This window comes from Solilutibacter tolerans (assembly GCF_900155935.1).
In the GTDB taxonomy this organism is placed as follows: domain Bacteria; phylum Pseudomonadota; class Gammaproteobacteria; order Xanthomonadales; family Xanthomonadaceae; genus Solilutibacter; species Solilutibacter tolerans.
Genome location: NZ_FTLW01000002.1, coordinates 482,483 through 506,660, shown reverse-complemented (window position 1 = coordinate 506,660; position 24,178 = coordinate 482,483). Strand labels below are relative to the sequence as shown.

Here is a 24,178-nt window from a genome sequence, read left to right as displayed (position 1 = left end):
TTTTAATGGACTAAATCAACGGAGGTGATCCGATGCGACATTGCTGCACTGCCTTGGTATTTATCCTCGTTCTCGCGCTCACGCCGGTATCCGCTCGCGCGGATCAAGAGCCGCCGCGCGCTGTCGTCGCTACGTTCGAATCCTCTTCCGCCGCGCTCAGCATCGCAGCACCAAACCCTGAAGACGGTCTACGATTGCACATCAACAAATCAATCGACTTGAAACAGAAGGGATTCTGGTCGATCACGGGCTACAAGCTCCGAATTGAACGCGGGGTCATTTCCGACCCACGTCGGGCCCACCTTGGAAACCGGGAAGTCGTACTCCTAAAGGCACAGCAGTATCTGGACAACCGGCGCACTGACGCTGGAGGACAAGACACGTGGGTGGCCCTTGATCTGAGCACCATGGAAGTGGCGGGACGTGCGCTTAATCGAATCGAGCAGGATCAACGTTTTGCCGCATCCGAGGGCCCAAAGGTGCACTTCAAATGGATCTATGGTCTTACGCTGATTGATAGTGGAGAAGTGGAAATCGAGCGATTCAGACGCGTAAGAGTCAGTCGGGAAGATCAAGAGGCTCAGAGCAGGAGGAGCTACGAAGCCTATGTTGCTCGGGAGCATGACAAGAAGGCGCGGGACAAGGAGGTTGCGGAGCGCACGCGGCCCCTGAAGAGTCAGATTGGCGCACGCCTTTGCCAGACCAAAGGCGCCATACGCTTGGTTGCCTTTACCGAAACAGCGGGAGTGGGCAACAAAAGGATTCAGTTACGCGTGCAAGAGGCATGGGAAGCTTGGAAGCCCGCGGCTCCCAGACTTCCTTTGACGCCCTACCTGTCGTGGGAAGATCCAGACCATTGGGAAGTCTGCAACTAAAGGAACGTTTGGCGCTAGTGTTCATCCCATCTCCGAATCCGTTGGAGTTACTTGGGCTTCGCATCTGCTCAAGCACGACATCTAATTGATGCTGTGGCTGAAATTGGAACGCAAGAGAACTAGCGGAGTGCTTTAGGTACTGCGTAAGTCGTCATAAAGATGTCTTTCGACGGCGGCTTCCGACCCGAAGCGGACGCTGAATCTTCGGCAGTAGTTTACGCTGTTGAATCTTTCATGCTAGGTGGTTAGGGGGTATTCGGGATGCGTGCCGCGCTGGTTTCACGTGTCGGTGAGAGCGTGCCCCATGTGAAAGGAGGGGATGACTTAATTGTTGCGTATCTAGGCGTAGGTCCACTCAGTGGCGCAAATCTTTGCCGTGTCAGAGGGAATGCGCGGGGACGCCGAAAAAAGAACGCCAAGAGTGAACTGCCGTATCGGCGAATGCCCCTGTCGGGTGGGCAAGAGCGCTCAGTTCAGCAAGTGGCGCCTGCAGCCGTCTGGGAGGCTAATGCTCCATGAACATCGGAGAGCGTGTCCGCCACAACAGCCGGCCCGAACTTGGAACCGGCCAGATATTGCATATGTATGGGGATGACCACTGCGACGTGGTGTTCCCAACGTGCTCTTTCACTTGGGTTGGGATTTCCGGATTTACCTCTGTCGAGGCTGAGCAGGCAATTGGGGAAATTAAGCTTTTGCTGCTCGAGGGCATGTTCGAGGATGCCGAAAGCGTCTATGAACAGCACGCCAGGCATCTGACACGTCAAGAATTCGACTCCCACCTTGCGCAAGCAAGAATCGCATATGAGGGACGCGTAGCACTGGAAGCGCAGAAGCGAATCGCGAGAGAGCAGGCGGAGTTGCGTGCTCGTGTGGAAGCGCATATCGAGGAATGGAAGTTTGATCTAGCTGAGGACCTGTACAAGGTCTCCTGCAAGGAATGGTGGCCAATCATCGAATTCGACGCGCTACTGACGGAGGCGATGCGCATCAAGAACTTCGTAGAAGCCTACCCGTCGGCGTCTCTGGCTGACCTGGATGCGCGCTACAAACATACATTTGATGGAAACCTTTCCGCCGATGACTACGCGCACCTCAAGCTCCCCAAGCTGCGCATGCGTCTGGCTCGTTTGGGTATGCCCTTGAATGAAGAGCAGCTGCTCGCGTGCTCACGTCCCGAGCAGCATCGCCTGATCCGTGCGCGCGCCGGATCAGGCAAGACCAGGACCCTAGCCGCGCTTGCAGCGTTGGCAATACACGACGAGGCACTCCACCCTGACCAGGTGCTCATCTTGGCGTTCAACAAGAAGGCCGCAAACGAGATCGGCGACCGGGTTCGTGGTGCAGCAGGGATCGACGAGTTCCGCAACGCCAGGACGTTCCACAGCCTTGCTTGGCAGCTTGCAGATCATGCTGGGCGGGAGCTGATCTTCGACGATGGCAGTCTGGCCCCCTCCCGCCGAAAGCAAACCGGCTTCGTGGAGCGGCTCATCGAGTCGATCATGAATCCCGCCTTCCGCGAACGGCTCTATGAGTTCTTTCGCCGTGAGCTGGAGCAAATGGATCGACTTGGCTCCAATCTGTCGAAGGATGAGTACGTTGCCTTCCGGCGGTCCATGGTGGACTACACGTTGGGTGGAGAGACCGTTAAGTCCAACGGCGAGAAATTCATCGCCGACTTCCTGTTCGAGCATGGCATAGCGTACAGGTACGAGAAAGTCTGGTCTTGGGACAAGCAGGATCGCTTGCGGGGCACCGCCTATCGACCCGACTTCTCCATCATCGATGGCGGTCGCGATGTCATCCTCGAGCACTGGGCGATCAATCCAGACGACCCTTCTGCGCATGTTCCTGACTGGTGGGATACCAAGACGCAGGATTACCTAGACCAAATCAAAGCTAAGCGTGAATTCTGGGCGAAGCACGGCGTTGCCTTGCTGGAAACCCATGCCGGCATGCTGGTCAATGGTCGCGAGGCGTTCGAGGATTCGCTGAAGATGCTGCTGGAGCGCGCCAATGTTCGCTGCCGCAAGCTCGAGCATGATGAGCTGATCCGTCGTGTCGCGGAGGCACCGAGAACCGTTTCAAGGATGGCAGAACTGTTCCTGCAGTTCATATCTCGGGCAAAGAAGCGCGGCTGGGAAGTGGACGATATGGCTCGGGTCGTGCGGGACGCGCCGGATCCAGAGCCTCGCAACCGTGCGTTCCATGATCTGGCTGTACATGCCTATGCTGCTTACGAGCGGAAGCTGGTCGCACAGTCGGCAATGGATTTTGACGACCTTTTGATCTCCGCGGCAGAGTGTGTGAAGAAAGACGGTGGTTCGGCACGTCTACAACTGGATCGGAGCGATTCAATCGCCATTCGTGACCTGCGTTGGATCTTGATTGACGAGTTTCAGGATTTTTCCGAGTTGTACTACCGGGTGATCGACGCGATTCTCGAGGCAAACCCTTTTATTCGCGTGGTCGCGGTAGGTGACGACTGGCAAGCCATCAATGGTTTCGCCGGCGCGCAGCTGACTTTCTTCAACCGGTTCGGCGAGCACTTCTCCGGCGCGGGTGCGGCGACCATCTCAAAGAATCGCCGTTCTGGCAGGGCCATTGTGGGCGCAGGCAATCAGCTCATGGATGGGCGAGGAGAGCCGGCGCTCGCCCATCACGGTTTTGACGGCGACATCGACGTCGTGGCGATCGACAAGATCTGGCTTGAGGATGGGACGCCTTATCCTGAAATTGCCACGAGCGTTCGTAATGATGGCCGCAAGAATGTCAACTGGGAACTCGCCCGGGCGCTAAAGGCATGTGTCGACTACATCGTGGCATCGGTGTTTGCCGACTCGAAGCAAGGGCTGCGCTGGATGCCTTCAGTGCTGATTCTTGCTCGCACTGGTCATGCCTACGGCGAGAGCTTGGCTGGATTTGGCGAGTGTCTCGAGCAGGCTCTGCGCCGGCATCCCGAGTTGCAGGATCTCGCAAGTGATTTTGCCGTGGTTGGTGGACGGCATAAGTCAGTATCCGACGGCACCGTGCTGATCGAGGTCATGACGGCCCACAAGGCCAAGGGAAAAGAAGCCGACACGGTCATCGTGCTGGAGGCAATGATGCGGCAGTTCCCCAAGGTACACGCTGAAAATCAGCTCTTCGGGCCATTTGGTGTCACTGCAGAGGACGTGCTGGCCGAGGAGCGACGATTGTTCTATGTCGCAGCCACTCGGGCTGAGCATCGTTTGATGCTTCTCACCGAGGCAGGCAAGGAGTCGCCTTATCTTGGAGCCATGATGGGGAGTCGCCCGGCTGGCAACCGATCCGAAGGCAAAGATGGACAGCTGGGTGCCGACGCACGGGCCATAAAGGCGCATTTGGATCGGATCGATCGTGAGTCGCTAATCCGGCAGAACGTCTCGCAACAGGCAGTATCCGCTTGGGATCGGCTGACCGGGCAGTCACTGGGCTTGCCCGAGGTTGGACATTCACTCTCAGATGCCTTTCATGCTGAACTTGCTTGGCCCAATAGCAAGCCACCAATCGTGATTCTTACCGGTAGATACCGAGCTAGTGCTGACGACTGGAAACAACAGGGTTGGGAGGTGTACTAAAGCGCAGGGGATTGACCGACGGCTACTGGCCGATCTGGACAGGCCAGATTTCGGCAGACGCTGAGCGTCCGCTTCTGGCCGTTAGCGACCCCAAGCGGACGCTGGTGACTCCCGGTCAAAATGGGAAATCGGCCAAAATTGCCTTAGCTGGCCCTCAATAGCGAGTCTAGTTCGGCCACCGATGCAAAGACGTAATGCGCGCCAGTCGCGCGGGGGCGCTGTTTCGCGAAGGAACGGATGGGCTCCTAAGGCGTGAAGTTGGGGGGGCTCGACCGCACTACATGGCCGGGACCGGTCCGACCGACGCCTAGTCGAGCCAGCTGCTACCGCTAGAGCGCGAGTATTCGGGGGGTGCCCGCCAAGGCTCGCGCTGGGGGCGCTTTACTGTGGGAAGCCGCCCGTTGCGCTGTCAATACCCGCTGGGGCAGGCTAAACGAGCTGCGCAGCGCCTTTGTGAAGAATTTACATTAGCGCCGGCGATCGCCACGTGGTTCCATCGCCTTATTTGATGCCGCATGCCGGGCCGGGCCGGGGCAGAATGTGGGTTCGGGAGCCCCGAGGCATAAAACCAGCGACGATCCATCAGCCTGTCGCTGGGTTACCGGTCGGGCCAACTGATATCGATGTATAGGGTAAGGCCATTTGTAACGACTGGTCGGACGGCCCATATCGGGTTGGTCCCGACCGAGGTTTAGGGCGCCTACGAGTATCAATCAGACCATTGAAATGCCTGCGGCACCACTTACGGGAGCGCTACCTTTGATCGAGCCACTGCGAAAACAAGATAAGAACGGTGCTCCATACAGTAGATTTTCCGACATCCAGAGCATGCTAATGACGCTAGATACTCTGCCGGACGCCGACATCGTGGCCCGGTGCAGGTTGGGCCGCGGAAACAGCGCCTTCGTGCCCATCGAGTGTGTGGTTCATATGTTGCGGCGCGGACTGCGTGCCAACAACAACGCGCTCACCAGTCCGCTGTTCACGGAGTTCCTTCAGCGCCTGCGCCGCCACATCCCCTTGCGTGAGGACAAAGAAAGCCACTTCCGCGTCCAGGTCTTCGAGCAGGTCCAGGATCGGCTGACCTCGCTTCTGGCCAAGGAATCCGTCGAATACCAGGACAAACTCGACTTCTGCGAGATCAAGTTCGCCGGGGCGCTGGCACGACTCCTGCAAGATGCCCGGAAAAAGGCCACGAAGGATAAAAACCGCAAGGCTCCCTTGATGAACGAGGAAACCGGGGAGGTAGACGCGCAGGTCGATCAGGCCGCAGGTTCGTTCAACCCGTTCGACCCGGAAAATATGTCCGAGGAAAATTACCGGACGGTTCTCGATGAAGCGATGGAAGAGTTACCCGCCACGCAGAAAAGGATTCTCGAGATGCTGCGCAATAATGTCCTCATTGACTCACAGGATCCGATCGTCCCGACCATTTCGAAGGCCCTGGGGAAGTCGGAGAAGACCATCCGCAACCAGCGCGACAAGGCTATCGCAGCCATCAAGGCGTTCGTGAACAAGGGAGAGCGATAATGTCGGCCCGTAAAAACAACCCGTCCCTGGAAGAGATCCTGGACTCCTTTGCAATGGAGCCAAATCCCAGTGGCGAAGTGTTGGGTCGCTATTTGGCCGACTTTCCTCAGTTTGCGGAGGATCTTGTCGATTTGTCCCAAGAGATGTTCCAGGTTGGCTTGGTGCAGGACCGGGAGCTTACGAGCCTGGACAGCAATCGGATCAGTTCGGCTTGGAGTGTGCTTCAAGCCAGTATCGGTCAACCCTTGGCCGACCCGCTTGCGAGCCTATCGCAGCAGGTCATGGGCGATCTTTCGGAGGTGCTGCAGGTCCCACGGCAAGTGATCCTGGCCTTTTGGGAAAGGCGAGTGCTGCCTGCGTCAGTGCCCCGTCAATTTCTCAACAGAATGGCGAGCGCTCTCGATGCGAGCGCACAATCGCTGATCGAGTCGCTCGCTCTTCCAAAGCAGGCACTCGCACGCAGCCACAAGGCCGACGAAAAGCCGACATCTGACGCCGACAAGCAGGCATTTGAGCAGGTGCTTCGAGACGCAAAAGTGCCTGAGGATCAGATTGCTGCCCTTCTGACAGAAGGCGCTTGATGTGGATGGGGTGGAGATAGGCCGACAAACTGCTCAAGCCCTCCATCTAGCGGCAGTTGCAGCCGGAGGCGATCCGTGGTCGCCTTTGGCCTTCGCGTTGGCCCAAGTAGAACGCGAGGGCCTGTCGGTTAATCCCGCCATGCCGGGCGCCGATATTTTGGACGGCGGTCTGGCCTGCTATATCCCCAAAGCCGGTCTAATCGTTTACGAAGATAGCGACACGGATTTTGATCGGGCGTTCCGGATCGCCCACGAGCTCGGGCATCTGCACCTTGGCGACAGTGAGGAGGAAGACTTCACCGGTCCGCCTTACGCGATCAACCCAGACAGGCCAGCCGAGGCCGCGCCGATAGGTGTCGAGCGCGTGATCGACTATGGGCGACGCCAGCGACGAGAGGTCCAAATGGACCTGTTTGCTCGTGAGTTTCTCTTGCCCCGGTCAGTTGCCAAGAAGCTCCATCTCGAAGACGGCATGACCGCCGCTCAGATTGCCGGCAAGCTCGGCGCCCCAGTCGCCGTGGTTGCCCAGCAGCTCTTCGATGCTCTGTTGTTGCCACCGGTCGCACTTCCCAGCGTCGGCAGTATCCCCGAGAAGCCGCTAAATGATCTTCAAGCGGCCGCCGCCAAGCACCAAGGCAGCGCCTTTCTGCTAGAAGCCGGGCCTGGCACTGGCAAGACCAAGACCTTGGTAGGGCGGATCAAGCACCTGCTGAGCCAAGGCATAGACCCACGGCACATTCTGGTGCTGACCTTTTCCAACAAAGCTGCCGCCGAGATTGTTGAACGCATTGCAACGGTGGACGCAAAGGCGTCCGCGGCCATGTGGATAGGCACCTTTCACGCCTTTGGGTTGGATCTGCTCCGTAGGTTCTACGGCGAGCTCGATCTCCCACCCGATGCCCGAATGCTTGATCGAACCGAAGCGGTCGAGCTCATCGAGAATGAGTTTCCTCGCCTGGGTCTGGTCCATTACCGCGACATATACGATCCAACCAAGATTATCTCTGACCTTCTCGCCGCGATCTCGCGGGCGAAAGATGAAGTTGTGTTTGCCGATGATTACGAGCGCTTGGCGAAGGAGATGCAGTCCTCTGCCAGCGAGGAGGAGCGCATCGCTGGTGACAAGGCCGCCGAGGTCGCTCGCGTCTATCACGCCTACGAGAAGCTCAAGCGCAGCGTGCAGGCTGTGGATTTCGGCGACCTGGTGTCTTTGCCGGTGCGCCTATTGGAGGATAGCCAGGAGATTGCGCATGCGCTCAGGCAAGCCCACCAACATGTTCTTGTGGACGAATACCAAGATGTGAACCGAAGCAGCGTTAGATTGCTCAAAGCGCTATGCGGCGAAGGGCAGAACCTCTGGGTTGTCGGCGATGCGAAGCAATCCATTTACCGGTTTCGCGGCGCGTCCTCGGTCAGCATGGACCAATTCAATACTCATGACTTTCCGAATGGCGCGAGGGCACAGCTGAAGGAAAACTACCGTTCGGTCCCGGAAATCGCAAGGACCTTTTCCCACTTCGCCTCAGCCATGAAAGCGGCGAGCGCCAAAAGCGAGGTCGAGTCCAACCAAGCGGAAAGCGGCCTCGTTCCTTCCATGCGGCGCGTCGATCGGAAGGTCGACCAGGTGGTGGCGCTTGCGGAGACCATCTTGGAGATGCGTTCTGCCGGCCACTCATTCCGCGACCAGGCTGTGTTGTGCACGGGAAACGACAAGCTTTCTGACTTTGGCGAACAGCTGGAGCGGATGGGTATTCCCGTCCTATTTCTGGGCAGTCTCTTCGAGCGCCCTGAGGTTAAGGATCTGCTGGCCGTGCTTACCTTGTTGGTCGATCGGCGGGCGACGGGCTTGCTGCGAACTGCCTGCATACCCGATTTCGCAATGTCCTTGGAAGATGTAGTCGTAGTTTTGAACTACCTGCGCACCGCAGAGCAGCCCCCGGGTGCCTGGCGAGAACTGCCCCCAGCCGTGGAAGGGCTCTCTGCGGCAGGTAGGGCCGCATTGGTGAGCTTGGACGCAGCATTGGCCGGCCTGGAGCGCGAAAGCGATCCGTGGGAAGCCATGTGCCAGTTCCTGCTTGGGCCTTCCAAGCTGGCGGCGCAGTTGGTTGCGTCGGGCGCGCCTGGCGATCGGGCCAAGGGTATCGCCGTCTGGCAACTGCTGAACTTCATGCGCGTGCAGCCGAAAGGGCAAGGCTTGCCCATCCAGCGACTGACCGACCGCATCCGCAGGTTGGTGCGCTTGGCCGATGAGCGTGACCTCCGGCAATTGCCCGCTGCCGCTCGCAGCATCGACGCCGTGCGGCTCATGACCATTCATGGGGCCAAAGGACTTGAATTTGAAGTTGTCCATTTGCCGGGAATGAATCAGGGAACCCTTCCGCGAACGGTGCCGCAAGGCCCATGTCCACCTCCGACGAACATGGTAGAGGGTGCTCATGGAGCAGCTGCGCAGTATCACAACGACGAGACGTTCAAGGAGCACGAGTGTCTTTTTTATGTCGGCCTATCCCGGGCGCGTACACGGCTGTTCTTCTATGCGGTGAATTTCACAGACAGTAGCGGCGACCGAAAACCATCCAAGCGCGCGCAATCGCCCTTTATCGACCGCATTGCTGGCTTCATCAGCAACGAAGTTGTAACGCCTAAGACAGAAGCGCCTACGGTCCCGGAAAGCATTCCTGTAGAACTGGTAACGGAGGGCGGGGTTATTCTCGAAGGCTATCAGGTGGGCCGCTACGGCCATGGGTGTGAACGCAATTATCTGTATGTTCATTTGTTGCAAGTGGGCGGAAAGTCCAAGGCAACCGCGTTCTTGCAGATGCATGACGCGGTGCGGAAAGGCTATCAATCGGTGGTGCAAGGGGACGATGCGGACCCGGCGGTCATAACAGCCGCATTGAGAGAGTCGTTTGCCGCCAGCGGATTGGACCAGCACGGGTATGTCGAGGACTATCTGGCGTTGGCCAATAGCATGCTCGCTTCTTTCCTGGCCAGCCGCGCGGGTCGCTCGGCCGAGAAGCCGGTCGCCCTTACGCTTTCCTTTGGTGATGACAAGATTTTGGTAACGCCCGACGACGTCCTGTTGGAGTCAGACGGCCGCAAAACCTACCGCAAAGTGAGCACCGGAAAGGCGCGCTCTGACGACGAAGCCGACATCGGGGTCGCCTCGTTGCTGCTCGCTGCGCGAGCCATCGATCCATCAGCTCAGGTTGAGCTGGTTTACCTTTCGGATGGCAACAAACTGTTTTTGGATCGGTCGGCAAAGCAGTTGGACAACAGTAAGCACAAGGTGCAAGGCGCGATTGGCCGCGTTCGCGCCGGTCGCTTTATGGCAAAGCCATCCAACTTCACCTGCCCCACCTGCCCAGCGTTTTTTCTGTGCGGCCCGCTACCGTTTGGGGCGTTGCACAAGTCGTTCTAGGCTGTGTTACCGGTCAAGCAATGTCGCTTCGATTAATAGGTGAGACCGAACAATTCGTTCGGCTAAATCTAAGAGGCGATACAAGACATGACTCCGAACGACCCGATTGATTTTGAAGACGTAGGCCAGGCCATCCGCGAGGACCGCGCTCTGCGCCCAGCCCCCCGTTACCGCATCCAGTTCGCCCAAGACGGCCTCGATTTCCGAGCCGTGGATGTCGAAAGCGCCATCCCTCTGGGTCAGCAGATCCTGGCCGCCGCAGGCCTGAGCATCGCCGGCGAGTTCAGCCTCTTTGCCATCCTGTCCACCGGAGACTTCGAGGACGTTCTCCTCAATGAACCGTTCGACCTGCGGGGAGCCGGTGCCGAGAAGTTCGTCGCTTTCCAATCTGATCGTGATTACAGGCTGATGGTCAACCAGGCTCAGGTGAGCTGGGGCAAGCCCGCCATTTCCGGGCGCACGCTCTATCAGTTGAGTGAGGCCAAAGAAAACGAGGTGGTCCTTCTGGAAGTGCCTGGCGGCGATGATCGGCTGATCGAAGATTCCGACCTCATCGATTTGACCGCCGCTGGCGTGGAGCGCTTCTTCACGGCCCACAAGCCCCAGCACGCCATCCAGATTGTGGTCAACGGGCGCGAAGTTGAAGTTGCCCAAAGCCACCAGACCTTCGAGGACCTGGTCGCAATCGCCTACCCGGGCGAGCCCCCGATGCCCAATGTCACCTACAGCATGACCTATCGAAAGGTCGCTTCCGTCCCCCACAGCGGCGAACTCGCTGCGGGCGGCTTCATGGAGGTCAAGAACGGGAGCATCGTCAATGTCGGACGCACTGTTCAGTCGTAATGATGACCTAAAGCGCCTGCGGGACGCCGGCTACCTGATACAGGCGGTCGGCGGTCTCCTGGTGATGCGAGAGGTCCCGTATGTAAATGCGCAGAAGGAGGTCAAGCGCGGTGTATTGATCTCCACTCTGTGCCTCTCAGGCGATCTGACCCAAAAGCCTGAGCCGCACACGGTCCAGTTCTGTGGCGATTTCCCATGCCAGGCCGATGGTGTGCCGCTGCAGGCGATTGCCGCGGGAACGGGACAGTGGGACCTGGGTCATGGGCTGGTAGCCCAGCACATGTTTTCCAGCAAACCCGACAACCGCGGCTATCAAAACTACTTCGACAAAATGACCACCTACGCCAACATCCTCGCCGGCCCTGCCGCAGTGCTGTCGCCGGGAGTGTCGGCTAAGGTGTTCAGGGAGCCAGACGAGGACGAGGAGAGCGTTTTCAACTACCTGGAAACAGCCTCTGACCGCGTCGGCATCGGAGCGCTGACGGCTCGCCTCAAAGGGGAGCGGGTCGCCATAGTCGGGGTGGGAGGGACGGGGTCTTACATTCTGGATCAGGTTGCGAAGACGCCAGTAGCTGAAATCCGCCTCATCGACAACGACGAGTTCCTGCAGCACAACGCGTTTCGGGCGCCGGGCGCTCCCAGCTTGGATAGCCTGCGGCAGGTCTGGAAGAAGGTGGAGTATTTCAAGGAAATCTACTCGCGCATACACCGGCATATCGTGGCGCATGCCGTCCAGCTCGATGCCAGCAATGTCCATGTGCTGGATGGCGTGACCTTCGCATTCCTGAGCATGGACGCAGGGGAGCCAAAACGCGCGGTCATCGAACGGTTGGAGTCGATGGGGGTGCCCTTCATCGATGTCGGGATGGGCCTGGAACTCAAAGGCGATTCATTGGGTGGGATCTTGCGCGTAACTACGAGCACTCCTGGCGCCCGCGAGCACTTGCGCCAACGCGTCTCCTTCGATGGCGGCGGCGACGATGTTTATGTCTCGAATATCCAGGTTGCCGAGCTCAATATGCTCAACGCGGCACTGGCAGTGATCAAGTGGAAGAAGATCCGCGGCTTTTACAGGGACCTGGAACAGGAGCATCACTGCTCTTACACCATCGACGGAAACATGCTGCTCAATGGGGACCAGACATCATGAAGCACGACGTCCTCGAACCTCGTTTCGTCAAGGCGGTTCCATGCGACTTGGAGCCCGGTGTTCTCTATGTCTCGATGCAATATGGCACCGTCGTACATAGTTGCTGCTGCGGGTGCGGCTTTGAAGTGGTGACACCCCTTACCCCCACCGATTGGCGCCTCACCTTCGATGGTGAAAGCGTGTCCCTATGGCCGTCGGTGGGAAGTTGGAATCTGCCTTGCCAGTCGCACTACGTAATCGAAAACAATCGTGTCAGGGAAGCACTGCAGTGGAGCACTGCCCGTATCGAAGCGGAGCGGACTAGGGATGGACAGGTCAAGGCGAAGTTCTACGCGCGACAGGCTGCCATCGAAGCGATCGATGCGCCCGTCATCGCTCCTGTGCCGCCTTGTCCAGAAGTCCGCCCGACTGGATTGCTTGCTAAGGTTCGCAGGTGGATCTTCTAGTGAAGCCCCAATGTGGCGCGTGAGGCCACCAAGCAAACTCGATGGCGCAGGTGCGAATTGAGATCGAAGTCGTATCCAGGGCGCGACATTGGTGAACAGCACCATCGCGCAATTTTTCGAGTGGCCGCTTCTGGCCGTTAGCGGACGGTCGACTCTCAAGATGCTTGTAATCCTCAAAGCCCAGTTGCCGTTTAAGGGCTATTCGCCCGGGTCATCCTCCAAATTGCCCACATCCAACAAGGGTAAGCCTATCGCTTCAGCGTGATGGTCATCAGGTGCGGAGCGGCTGAAATTGCCTTCAATGTAGGTTCGCATACTGACGATGGTGGTGAGAGAAAGTGGGACCGTCGCCCTAATCTCTGACACCTGCGCATCTACAACGAAGTACTTGACTTGGACTTTCGTTTGACTGAACAGCTCCAACTGACGTGCTCCCCCGACAACGTTGAAGCCCGACACAAGGAACTTCCCTGTAATGAGTTGCGGTTCCGGTTCGGATTCGATCAACCTAACGTCTGTCGGCGGTACCGACTTCAAGGATTGTTCCGAGCCGTCCTGCATTTCTATCATCGCGCGAATACCCGCTGCGCCCGCATCATGAAGTGCCTTATTGAGCGCCAAGAGTTTCTGGTCCCGCTTCAGTTCGGGAATAGCCAACCCCGTATTGTTCGCATCAAGTCGGCGTTGCAAGCAGAGAGAGAGCTCCTCGGCCAAGGCCCTATCAACGAAGCCTGTAGTAGCTTGATCTCTACCAAGAGGAGTCGTGGGGATCACCAGGGTCAGCATGATCGATTCGCCCTGCAACTTGGCCTCGTTATGCAATTTAATTTTTTTGGGCAAAGCTGAGCCGTAACTCGTAGCAATGGCGAGAGCGAGTGCTTGATGTTCCCGGCAGATGCGCAAGCCTTGATCTGTGGGTTGGTTGGTGGGTACCGAGATGCGCATGTTGCTTCCTTTCGATGAATGAAACGACTTAGACTTCCTTGTCCATTGAACACATGGAAATCACGACCTGTCCGCGGATCCATGCAGCGAAAGCCATCCACAGGAGTGATGGCCAAAACGAGTGCGCTCCGGGCTTAGCGCGATTTAGTTGGTAAAAATTGAGGTGGCGAATAGGCTTTGACACCCAGTCGAGGCTTGCTAGGGTTCCAACCGCTGTCACCTTTTCGCTCCACTCCTTTGATGAGGCGGTGATGCCCTCCATCTCGCGGGAGCGCCAATCCTCAAGCCAACGGCCGAATAGCCAAGCCAGTGCTTTCCAACTACCGGCATCGATGCGAAGCTGGTCGAAGACACTATCGGACTGACGACGCAACGGCGGATGTAGGTGTCTGAGACGTTCGTCAGTGACGGACCCCACTAAAACTCCGGCTTCCTCGAGCTCCACCAGAATCTGCGCCAGCGCGGATTCCAATTTCAAAGGCCACCCAACGGCTATCAAAGCGGAACGGAGCGAAATGCTGCTCGCCAAGGCATCGGTCAGTCGCTCAGCGTCACGAAGGGTCGGCTCGAATGAATTAGAGGAATGGCCAAAGATGGAAAAAGCATTTGCCGGAAATGCCACGGTTCGATCTTCTTTCCTCGGCGCTAGCCACGATGCTTTCTTGCAAAGCAGGTGCTTCGCAGACTTGGGTGCCATGCCAAGCAGCCAACCGGCCTCCTTGCTGTGGATGGCGGCGGCTCTAGGAATGCGCGCAAGAAAGACCACAGGATTGTGCAAGTAATAACCGAGCGTCACCGCAATTGATGCCTGACCGATTTCAGACAACATGTCGCGTGCCTGCCAAAGTCCATTGTCGCTTGGGTCAAGTGCGCCGAAGGCGCGCAGGGCCCAACTTTTTCGTGTGAGCTCAATGCCAGCATTGGCGTTGCCGACCACATAGCGGATATCCGCATTTACCTGCGCCAGTGCATCCGTGAGCAACGAGCCGCCTTCGCTGGATGAATCTGGATCAAAGAGTTTCTGGCGTCGTGAAAACTCTTCGAACAACTTATTTAACTCCCTCTGACTCGCAATGGCGGCACGGGCGAATTCGTAATGCGGTCCCGACAGGTGCGCGGCTCGACGCCCCGCTTGCGTCTTGACGAAATCTTGTCCGTTCGTGCGCAGCTTGATATGAGGGGCCACGCGTGGATCTGAACTCCAGTCATCAACCAAAGGAAGGCGATACTCCCTATCGCGCAAACTGGTGGCGAGGCCCGCCCCCAAGACGGCGCGGATACAGATCGCCAAACGCTTATCCGAAGGCGCGCCGTCGTTGCTTGTCTGTGCGACACGCAAGTCAGCCATCGTTCGACATGCCTTCTCTTCCGCGGCGGTCAGGAATCCCAGCTTCTGTGGCGGGCACGGCACATCCATCGCAGACAGCAACATCTGCATGCCTACCCTCGGTAGGCCATGGTCCCTGTGCATCACGTTCTGGAAATGCGCTAAATCGCCAGCGAGCCGCGCACGTTGCGAAGGCTCAGCGGTGAAGATGATTTTCGCGTAAACGGTTTGCCAAGCGGCTTGGCTCATCACATCCATCTGGTCCGGAAGTGCTGCCAATAGCGGAGCGCCCACCCTGTAAACCGCGTCGCGCACCGTGACTGGGCGCACCTTGTCCTTGTGCAGTCCTTCTGAGATGTAACCGGCCCCATACAAGGCGATAAGGTGTACGCCGGTCTTGGCTCCCTCCGCAGGGACCATGCGATACAATTTCAGCGCGGCTTGAGTCCGGACTTCATCGCTTTTGTCGGGGCGCCACTCGTCATCAAGCCAAGTGAGCACATCTTTGACGGCGTTGTAGCCCTCCATCGCTTTCAGCTTTCGAGCCTTGGCGGCGCCACCGACGACCTGCCTCTCTGCGGACTGGACTATCGTCGCTGAAGGGAAGATGGGTTCATCCTCCAGCAGCGCTCTTACCCTCTCGAGCGGCGCGAAGCGCGGGCTGATCCGGCCAACCGCTACATCGCGAATTAGCCCGGGTACCGTCAGCGCCAGATAGGAGCGCATCAGCATCTCTAATTCAGCACAGATCTCACTTTTCGAGATTGCGGGTGCCAGGGCATGACCAAGCACTGCAAGCAGTTCCGATTCCAGTTCTTCGCGATCCACCACTGCCGCATTGCCACTGCGATGCCATGCCCGTAGTGCCAAGGCGGCAAAACCTGAGTAAGCGACGCAGCCAAGGTGATCCGAAGAATCGCACGCGGCCTCAGCCGGCTCGATCAGCAGTACGTCCCTGCCATTCAAGTCATGGAGCTTGGCTCCGGGATGCATCAACCGCAGCACCAGTGCACTGTTGGCGATCCAACCATCCAGCAGCACGGCCAGAAATGTCCGTGCAGCTGCAGATAAAGATGAAGAAAGTGCCGCATTCCGGATTTCTTCCCGATGGTGGAGCGAGCGCATGCCCTCTGCGAGGAAAGGTGAAGGGTGGACCGGATAGGATTGAACAACGCTCCTTGGCAGGGGTCCCTTCGTGATCCCCGCCTTCCGTGAAGCTCCCAGCAATTGCTTGAGCAGCCTGCGGGCGACGATGGATCGTGCTTTTACACCGCCCATCGCCCTCAGCATTTCCGAATGATGTTGTCGTGTCAGCTCGACCGCTTTGCCGCCTCGCAATCCAATCAATCCCCCTTCGGTGGCTTCAAGCGGGATTTCGATGGCGCGAAAGTAAGCGTTGACGGCAGGGAGTGCGGCGGTCGCGAATTCCTGCAATCGAGATTCTTCCTCCGCCTGTAGCCGCTTGATACCTCGGCGGAAAGCTTCTTCATGCGCTTGGATTGCCTTGACCCATTGGATGCGCTCCGTCATCAGTTCAGGCCGTGGGTCTCGCTGGCCTGGGAGAGGTTTCCAACCACTTTCTGTAAGCATGGCGTCAATCGCCGTTCTGATCTTCAGTAAGGCGTTCAACGGAGAAATCGCAGAGAGTTCCGAGAAGTTTCCGGCGCGCGTCCCATGCCATCCGGCCGCGGAAACCCGCAAAGACTCTGGCAGCTTTACGCTCAAGGCATCCAGCGCGAATTGCCTTGTCCAGTTTCCAATGTGCTCTGACCCGTCCGGCCTCAGTGAGCTGAGGTCGGCAAGACTCATTGGTGCGCATGCGTCAGGGCCTTGGACCGTCAGAAACAGCGACTGGTGACCTTCGAGGATTCGGGAGGCTGCATCGCCGAGCGCCAATCCCTTGTAGCGCTCCCGCGCCTCCTCAAGCGCCGTGAGATAGCGCCGAAGTTCGAGCGCGACTTGCGTCCCTAGGATTCCCAGTCGCCCGGGATGGTCGACCGACACCCGCTTGTCCACGAATCCAACCAAGCCTTCCTCGAGATCCACTGTCTTCAGGCTCAGGGAATAGAAGTTATCCGTATGACGACTGAGGAGGGAAAGGGAAGCCCCGACCACAAAGTTGCGGGCACGTAGCCCAACCCGCTCCCAGAGCTCGAGCTCCTCTGCCCAAGTGGCACGAAGTGCACATGTGGACTTGACGACGTTTTGGCGCGGAACGACCCGCTGGGAGCCGATATTGTGGCTGGGAAGCCCATCGGCCCATGGAGTGGCTTTGTCGCCGAACCACGGATGCGTGACCCCGGCGACCATGTGCGCGAGGTGGCCCGCAGGGATCCGATCGTAGAACAGCGGCGCGGTGTCCAATCCGAAGCTGGTGTGGAGCACGTGCTGGGCAGCAGAAATTCCGAAGCGTTTGTCGCGCATCAATCGCGCTGCGGTCGTGGTTTCCCACGCGGAACTTTCGCGCGGAACCGCCTCACCCAAGATGGATGCTGGAATCACCAAGGTGCGGGGCCACGCCGCGGACCTTTGCTTTATTAGAAGATTTGTGAGAGTCGGTGGGACAGGAATGTACAAAGCCTTGGCATGGAATTCTGAGGAAGGCTCTTCCTCGTCCAAATCAGCCGAACTGGACCGGGGGTCAAATTCGCTCCGAACTAGGAACTTCGCGTCCGGAGTCAGGATCCCGGGAAATGACGGTGCCTCCGGCATCGGCTGCTTTGGGTCAGCCCAGCGGATGTCGAAGACATGTTGGGCGCTGGTGCAGGTACCGATGGCCAACAAGCTGGCGATCGCCTGCCGACCGCCATCGATCGAAGCCTCAAGCAACCCGCCGACAGCGCGCTTCATCTCGCCTTGCGTACGCATCAGGAGAGAGCCAGCGCAATACCGGGACAATGCGGTGATGCGCGTAAGCTCACTTGTCAGCAACTTCCGCTGGAGTTCTGGTGGAAGCTCGGCCTCGTAGCGGCTATTGAAGGGGAGCGTCCACGCGAGACCGTTCAATCCTTCGACGAGGGGAACAGCATCGCCGTCGGCCTCATCGTCTTCTTCCGGTCGCCCATCGAGCGAAGGGCTAGCTCGCCACGCCACGAAAAATTTCTTTGCGAGAGTCTTGAAGGCCGCTTTCGTGTGATTCCTTATCGCTCGGTGTTGGTCGACCCATTCAATGAGCTGCCAGACACTCGCCTGATCGATACTCCCGTCAGACGTCGGCGATTTGTGCAGACGCTCGATTAACAATCTCAGACCATCACATACCCTGCTGTAGGCGGACTCGCCAATAACACCCCCCGTGTTGGCAGCGAGGTCAACGAGGGAGAGGAAAAGGAGAGCGCGACTGCGCATTCCGTCCGATTCGATGAAGCCCTTCGCTTGGATTTCTACGCACAGGGCTAGGAAGGGGAGATTCCCGATATGACCTTCAACCGTTGAGCGCTTGCCAATCCCGGCAATCGCTCGCCGTTGAAACTCTTTGCCATGCTTCCGCAGGATGCTGCTCAGAGTTGGAAGCTGGTCCCAATTGCAAAGTCCCAAGGCTTTTTGAATAGCGCTGGCGATGATATCGCGCTCGCCTTCACGGGCCTGACCAGTCTCGCCCGCGAGAACTCCCAAGAAATCCCCGAGATTAAAGCTGACCGGCGCAGCGTGCCGAATAGGCTGCTCTTGTCCATCAAGCGTGGGCTGGGCGTCACTCGCCTCCTCTCCACCCTCTTGGGAAACATGGGCCTTGCCGCCTGCAAGCTGGTCGCACCGGAGTTGTTCGTCCCGAATAGATTTATAAAGCGTCATGGGACACAACGCTGCCTGACGGGAGCCCTCGTTGGAAGTGGACAAAGCGATTGAATTGGGTCGAAGCCACTTCAGCCCCGGCTGCTGATGCAGGTCAAGCTGTTGCAGAACCGGAGCCTGACCGTCTTTCTAGGCGCGAGTCGCTCTACCGACGCCCGAATCGAAGACATTTATCAGCGCAGCCCCGAGTGATCGCCGACGTCGCCACGGCCCTAGCCAACGACTTCCTATCTACCGACGACGAACCAATCATTCAAGGACTACTGGAGTCGACTGATCACTTGCTCGGGCGACACTGACCACAAGGCCCGGTCGCAGCCGCAAGTTACGTGCATGGCAAAATCTATAAAGCTTTTGTACTTCCCAAATCAGCTCTATTGTGGTCGCAAAGCCGTTTCCAGATGACTGCTACTACTCGTTTAGAATCAATTGCTTGTGACAACAGTGCGCTGATCTTCGTTGTATGTAGAGTGGTCTCGATGGATTTAAAAGGATTTCGTGTTTTCTTTTGAAATCAGATAGTTGCTAGGAATTAACCTCAATTGAGACCTTTCAGCGACCATCGAAATCTGACATCACAGCACTTCAAACAGAGCTTCCGAAGCCATTGGTCGGGGGTTCGAATCCCTCCGGGCGCGCCATCCTCCGGATGTCCCTTCGTCGTGATTCCCGGCCCTCATGCTCAGCATTCGGGCGCTCCACGATGCGCTTACTTGCTTCGCTGGGCGATAAACGCGGCAAATCCGGCAACAAACTTCTGCAAAGTTTCGATGGTGGCAACATCCGCCAATTCGCCTCGGTCATCCATCAATGTGTTGGCACGCGAGACCATCAGCCGATCACCGGTCCACAGCTCGGTCCCCAGCGTCTTCAATACCGGCAACCAGTGGTTTTGCGACAACACCGTGCCAAAACCGCCTGGCGATGCGCCGATCAACGCGACCGGCCGACCGAGAAACAAGTCCTTGGGCGTCCGTGACAGCCAGTCAATGCCATTCTTGAACACGCCAGGCATGCCGTTGTTGTATTCGGGCGTCACCAGCAGCAGTCCGTCGTGCTCAAGGATCTGTGCCCGCAGCGCCTCGACGGCCGCAGGAATGCCTTCCGATTTTTCAACATCGCCGTCGTAGAGCGGAATGCCGCACAAGGTTGCGACATCCACCACCACGCTTTCAGGTGCGTGCGTTTGCGCGGCGCGGGCCAAGGCTGTGTTGAAAGAGCCGGTGCGCAGGCTGCCGGATAGGGCAAGGATGCGGGTCATCCATCACTCCGAACAAGGTGGGGATGACTGTTTATCCCTGCGGCGCACGAATATGCAAGCCCGAGATGTCCGGTGCCACCAGGTGCGGCAGGTCGGTACCGGTCACCTGGCCAAAACGCCGGCCGGCATTCCAGTCTTCGGTGGCTTGGATCAATTCTTCCTGCGTGCGTGCGACGAAATTCCACCACAGCAGGATGTCTTCACCAAACGGCTCGCCGCCGATCAACAACACGCGCGCGGAATCTTCAGTGCTGATATCCAGTGCATCACGGCCTGTGCCGAGATACAGCAACTCACCAGGCACGATGTGTTGTCCGCCCACATCTGCCTCACCTTCCAGACACATCGCGGCGTGTTCGAAGTCGGAGCGAAGCGGCACGCTTGTTCGCGCCGCCGCGGCGGACGAGACATCCATACCAACCAGCGGCGTGAAGACTTCCGGCGCAGCTGTCCGTCCGAATGCCTCGCCCACCAGCACGGTGAAAACGAAGCCATCCTGTTCGACGCGCGGCATCTCGGGACAGTGTTGGAACGAAGGCGCACGGTGCCGCTCGCTGTCAGGCAGCGCGATCCACAATTGCGCCGCATGCACGCGACCTGGTTTGTCCAAAGCAGAGACTTCCGCATGACTGATGCCGCGCCCGGCGGTCATCAAGTTCACCTGTCCTGGCCGAATCCATTGATGGTTGCCAAGGCTGTCGTGGTGATGGACTTCACCTTCGATCATCCACGTAAATGTCTGCAGGCCGATATGGGGATGCGGTCCCACGGTCAGTCCGCCGCCAGCCTGGTAATCCATCGGTCCCGCGTGATCGAGGAAGCACCACGCACCCACCATTCGGCGCGGTTTGCCCGGCAATGCGCGGCGTACCGACAACGCCTCGCCCACGATGCTTGTGCGCGCTTGCGACAACTCCAACACCGGCTTGGAGATGCATTCGGCGGCATCATGCGAGTCGGAGGGGCGGGTTTGTTCATCGTGACGTGTCATGACGGTGGCTCCTTGCCTTGGGGGATGGGTGAATTATGCGGAGCCACGGATATGGGCGGGTGATGAAATCGTCGCATCATCTGCAACGCTTCGTCCTATCATCTGGGCGATGCAGGATCTCAACGACCTCTATTACTTCGTGCATGTCGTCGATCACGGCGGCTTCGCGCCGGCTGGTCGCGCATTGGGGGTACCGAAGTCGAAGCTGAGCCGGCGTATCGCGCTGCTTGAGGAACGATTGGGCGTTCGCCTGATCCAGCGCTCAAGCCGAAAATTCCACGTCACCGAATCGGGCATGGCCTATTACGGCCACGCGAAAGCTGCGCTGGTCGAAGCCGCGGCGGCGGAAGAAGCAATCCTCAGCAAGCAATCTGAACCACGCGGCATCGTGCGGATGAGCTGCCCGATCACCTTGTTGGACACCGATGTCGGGCCAATGCTGTCGGAATTCCTTAGCCTGCATCCGCAAATCACACTGTATCTGGATGCGACCAATCGCCGCGTAGATGTGATCGGCGAAGGCTTGGATATCGCCTTGCGCGTGCGCCCGCCACCACTGGAAGACTCTGATCTGGTGTTGAAAGTGCTGGCCAAACGTCAGCAATGCCTCGTCGCCAGCCCGCGACTCATGGCGCGACTAGGCAAACCCACCTCACCCGAATCATTGCTGGGCTACCCCAGCATGGATCTTGGCTTGCCCCAGAATCAGCACATGTGGGATCTGCACGGCCCCAAGGGCGAGCACGCCGCGATCCACCATCAACCGCGTTTCGTCACTCGCGGGATGTTGGCGTTGCGCGATGCCGCGGTGACGGGTGTCGGTATCGTGCAATTACCCCGCATGGTGACCCGCGGCTTGGTCGCCGATGGCCAGCTGCAACACGTACTGGATGGCTGGGCCCCACGCGAGGAATTGATCCATGCGGTGTTCGCCTCACGTCGTGGCTTGTTGCCCTCGGTGCGTGCATTAATCGATTTCCTGGCAGCGCGATTCGCCGCACTCCCCGAAGACTGACGCCGCCCACCGCCCGGCCCGCTGCTATACGCTTTCACGATGTACGAGCGTTACGACAACCCTCTCGACACTCGCCCCCTCTGGCAACGCAAGCTGGGTGCATACCTGCGCCTGATGCGCGCCGACCGACCGATCGGCTGGCTGCTGCTGTTATGGCCGACGTGGTGGGGCCTGTGGTTCGCGGCCGGCGGCCTGCCGGATTGGCATCCACTGATCGTGTTCACCCTCGGCGTATGGCTGACCCGCGGCGCAGGCTGCGTGATCAACGATTACGCGGATCGTTGGCTGGACGGCAGCGTGGAGCGCACGCGTGGCCGCCCCCTGGTCACCGGCGAAGTCAGTGGCCGCGAGGCGCTGATCCTGTTCGCCGTGTTGATGTTGCTTGCCTTTGCCTTGGTGCTGACCCTCAATCGCCTCGCGATCGGGATGAGCGTCGTCGGCGTCGTCCTGGCGGCCAGCTATCCCTTTCTCAAGCGCTATACCTACTTGCCGCAGGTCTATCTGGGCATGGCATTTGGCTGGGGCATCCCGATGGCTTTCGCGGCGATTCAAGGCGCGGTGCCGCCGATCGCCTGGTTGCTTTACATCGCCAACATCCTCTGGGCGACCGCCTACGACACCTGGTACGCGATGGTCGATCGCGAAGACGATCTGCGCGTGGGTGCAAAATCCACCGCCATCCTGTTTGGAGACTTGGATCTCATCGCACAAAGCGTGTTGTATGGCTTGATGTTCCTGACCTTGGGCCTTGTTGGCCAACGCGCCGAGATGGGCGTGTATTACTGGGCTGGTCTGGGCGTGGCGGCGATATTGGTGGCCTGGGAATTCCGCCTCGCACGCAGCCGCGAACGCGATGATTGTTTCCGCGCCTTCTTGCACAACAACTGGGTAGGGATGTCGATTTTTGCCGGCATCGCTGCGGATTTCGCACTCACTGCGCGCAGCTAAGACTGAAGCAAAGACAGCCGTGGCGTGGCCATGCCGCCGCCACGGCGATCAGCTTTTACGGCTTGGCCAATTTCTTGATGCGGAACGACGCAAAGATCTGGAACAGGCCGTAGGCCAGCGCGATGATGCCGATCCACAACGACGTGCTCACGACACCGACCATCGGCTCGGCGACGAACATCGCGCCCAGCAAGATGCCCAGCACGCCGCCCATGATCATCCACCACTCACCATCGATGACCTTGCGCACGCGGATGGCGAAAGCGATGCGATAGATGCCGGCGATGATCAGCCAGACGCCGAGCACCAGCACCAAGCTTCCGGCCATGGCCAGTGGGAACATCACCGCCATCACGCCGAACACGATCGACACCAGGATGTAGAAGGCCAACCAGGCCTTGGATACCGGCGCATCCTTGTTGAACAAGGCGACGATGCCGATGCCGGCCTCCACCAGCGCCATCACGCCAGCAGCCCAGGCCAGCGCGGCTGCGGCCTCCATCGGCCGCATGATGGCGATGAGGCCAAACACGACCGCGGCAATACCGTAAAGAAGAAACACCCGCCAACTGCGCCCGATGGATTGTGCAGCTTGTGAAACCGACTCTTGAAACGAGCTCATGATCACGACCTCACCTACCCGCTTGATGAGAATTGGATGGGATGAAGCGCACCGCAACTCCATCCTAGTCCCATCCAAGGGTCGGTGCAGGCCTAGGCGACCCGTGCGCAAACCCAGGCCTCGACTTTGGCCACGCCCGCTGCCCGCAGAGCCTGTGCAGCGGATTCAAGCGTCGCGCCCGTGGTCATTACGTCGTCAATCAGGATCACGTGGGGCGGCACGATACCTGCCTGGTTTACGACAAAAGCCCCGGACAAGTTGCGTTGTCGGGCGACCTTGTCCAGTCGTGATTGCGCCCCAGTCACCTTGGGTCGGGCTAGTAAATCAGGTGCCAATCGCAGCTGGAGCTGGCGTGCCAAGGGCCGCGCCAACTCCAATGCTTGGTCGTAACCACGCTGGCGCAAGCGTTGGCGATGCAACGGGATTGGGACCAAGGCGGCATCGCGAGCAGCCAACGCGGCTTGGAGCAGGGTTTCGGCCATCAATCCCACTGCCAGTCGGCCGGCGGCCATCGACTGATGGAACTTGAACATCGGCAGCAAGCGGTCCAGCGGCGCGGCGTAAGCAAAACAGGCGGTCACGGCCTCTAGTGCCGATTGACTGACCAGGCATGCCCCGCACAGGCCGCCCGCATCATCTTTGGACAAGGACAAGGCGCATCGCCGGCAGGCATGGCGATTCCATGGCAAGGCGTCATAGCAGGCCGGGCACAGATCTCGGCCCGAAGCCACATCCCCAGCCAAACCGCAGACGATGCAGGTCGGCGGCCAGAGATGATGCAGGGCGCCGTCAACCCAATGGCGCACTGAAAAGTTGACAGAGTCCTTCATGC

At 58.6% G+C, this 24,178-nt stretch carries 16 protein-coding genes; 10 read left to right on the top strand and 6 right to left on the bottom strand.

The window, feature by feature from the left end; translation table 11 throughout:
* Positions 1–32 precede the first annotated feature (32 nt).
* From BW989_RS05510 to BW989_RS05475, 8 genes are all read left to right on the top strand, one after another.
* Positions 33–875, top strand: coding sequence for a hypothetical protein (locus BW989_RS05510; RefSeq protein WP_129582827.1), 843 nt, complete (start codon positions 33–35; stop codon positions 873–875).
* A gap of 515 nt (positions 876–1,390) precedes the next feature.
* Entirely contained in the window at positions 1,391–4,474 is a 3,084-nt protein-coding gene (locus BW989_RS05505) for a UvrD-helicase domain-containing protein (RefSeq protein ID WP_083688256.1), read from the top strand.
* A gap of 834 nt (positions 4,475–5,308) precedes the next feature.
* Positions 5,309–6,004, top strand: a complete 696-nt coding sequence (locus tag BW989_RS05500) for a DNA-binding response regulator (protein WP_129582826.1) — start codon at positions 5,309–5,311, stop codon at positions 6,002–6,004.
* Complete coding sequence (locus BW989_RS05495) at positions 6,004–6,585, top strand: hypothetical protein (RefSeq protein WP_076586128.1); 582 nt, start codon at positions 6,004–6,006, stop codon at positions 6,583–6,585. Before BW989_RS05500 ends, BW989_RS05495 begins: the two co-directional genes overlap by 1 nt.
* A gap of 97 nt (positions 6,586–6,682) precedes the next feature.
* Complete coding sequence (locus tag BW989_RS05490) at positions 6,683–10,006, top strand: UvrD-helicase domain-containing protein (RefSeq protein WP_207551617.1); 3,324 nt, start codon at positions 6,683–6,685, stop codon at positions 10,004–10,006.
* Positions 10,007–10,093: 87 nt separating this feature from the next.
* Positions 10,094–10,849, top strand: a complete 756-nt coding sequence (locus tag BW989_RS05485; RefSeq protein ID WP_076586124.1) for a multiubiquitin domain-containing protein — start codon at positions 10,094–10,096, stop codon at positions 10,847–10,849.
* A complete protein-coding gene (locus tag BW989_RS05480; protein WP_076586122.1) occupies positions 10,824–11,999 on the top strand; it encodes a ThiF family adenylyltransferase in 1,176 nt (391 codons plus the stop codon). The genes BW989_RS05485 and BW989_RS05480 overlap by 26 nt, the downstream gene beginning before the upstream one ends.
* On the top strand, positions 11,996–12,445 hold the full coding sequence (locus tag BW989_RS05475; protein WP_207551616.1) for a ubiquitination-like system serine protease family protein: 450 nt from the start codon (positions 11,996–11,998) through the stop codon (positions 12,443–12,445). The genes BW989_RS05480 and BW989_RS05475 overlap by 4 nt, the downstream gene beginning before the upstream one ends.
* A gap of 198 nt (positions 12,446–12,643) precedes the next feature.
* Here BW989_RS05475 and BW989_RS05470 read toward each other — a convergent pair whose 3' ends face one another.
* The 4 genes from BW989_RS05470 to BW989_RS05455 form a co-directional block, all read right to left on the bottom strand.
* Positions 12,644–13,390 carry a hypothetical protein gene (locus BW989_RS05470; protein WP_076586120.1) on the bottom strand — a complete coding sequence of 249 codons (747 nt, stop codon included), beginning with the start codon at positions 13,388–13,390 and terminating at the stop codon, positions 12,644–12,646.
* A gap of 28 nt (positions 13,391–13,418) precedes the next feature.
* Positions 13,419–18,509, bottom strand: coding sequence for a hypothetical protein (locus tag BW989_RS05465; protein WP_076586118.1), 5,091 nt, complete (start codon positions 18,507–18,509; stop codon positions 13,419–13,421).
* A gap of 709 nt (positions 18,510–19,218) precedes the next feature.
* Positions 19,219–19,770, bottom strand: a complete 552-nt coding sequence (locus tag BW989_RS05460; protein WP_076586116.1) for an NADPH-dependent FMN reductase — start codon at positions 19,768–19,770, stop codon at positions 19,219–19,221.
* 31 nt (positions 19,771–19,801) lie between these two features.
* Positions 19,802–20,761 carry a pirin family protein gene (locus tag BW989_RS05455; protein WP_076586114.1) on the bottom strand — a complete coding sequence of 320 codons (960 nt, stop codon included), beginning with the start codon at positions 20,759–20,761 and terminating at the stop codon, positions 19,802–19,804.
* A 109-nt stretch (positions 20,762–20,870) separates the two neighbouring features.
* Here BW989_RS05455 and BW989_RS05450 point away from each other — a divergent pair, with 109 nt between their 5' ends.
* Complete coding sequence (locus BW989_RS05450) at positions 20,871–21,776, top strand: LysR family transcriptional regulator (RefSeq protein ID WP_076586503.1); 906 nt, start codon at positions 20,871–20,873, stop codon at positions 21,774–21,776.
* A gap of 39 nt (positions 21,777–21,815) precedes the next feature.
* The gene (gene ubiA / locus BW989_RS05445; RefSeq protein WP_076586112.1) at positions 21,816–22,724 is read left to right on the top strand and encodes a 4-hydroxybenzoate octaprenyltransferase; all 909 of its coding nucleotides are present in this window, start codon (positions 21,816–21,818) and stop codon (positions 22,722–22,724) included.
* Between the two features lie 55 nt (positions 22,725–22,779).
* On the opposite strand, the gene BW989_RS05440 is transcribed toward ubiA, so the two are convergent.
* Both BW989_RS05440 and BW989_RS05435 read right to left on the bottom strand, forming a co-directional pair.
* On the bottom strand, positions 22,780–23,346 hold the full coding sequence (locus tag BW989_RS05440; protein WP_076586110.1) for an HdeD family acid-resistance protein: 567 nt from the start codon (positions 23,344–23,346) through the stop codon (positions 22,780–22,782).
* A gap of 92 nt (positions 23,347–23,438) precedes the next feature.
* Positions 23,439–24,176 (bottom strand): ComF family protein, encoded by a 738-nt coding sequence (locus BW989_RS05435; RefSeq protein WP_076586107.1) that lies wholly within the window; start codon positions 24,174–24,176, stop codon positions 23,439–23,441.
* Positions 24,177–24,178: the final 2 nt, after the last annotated feature.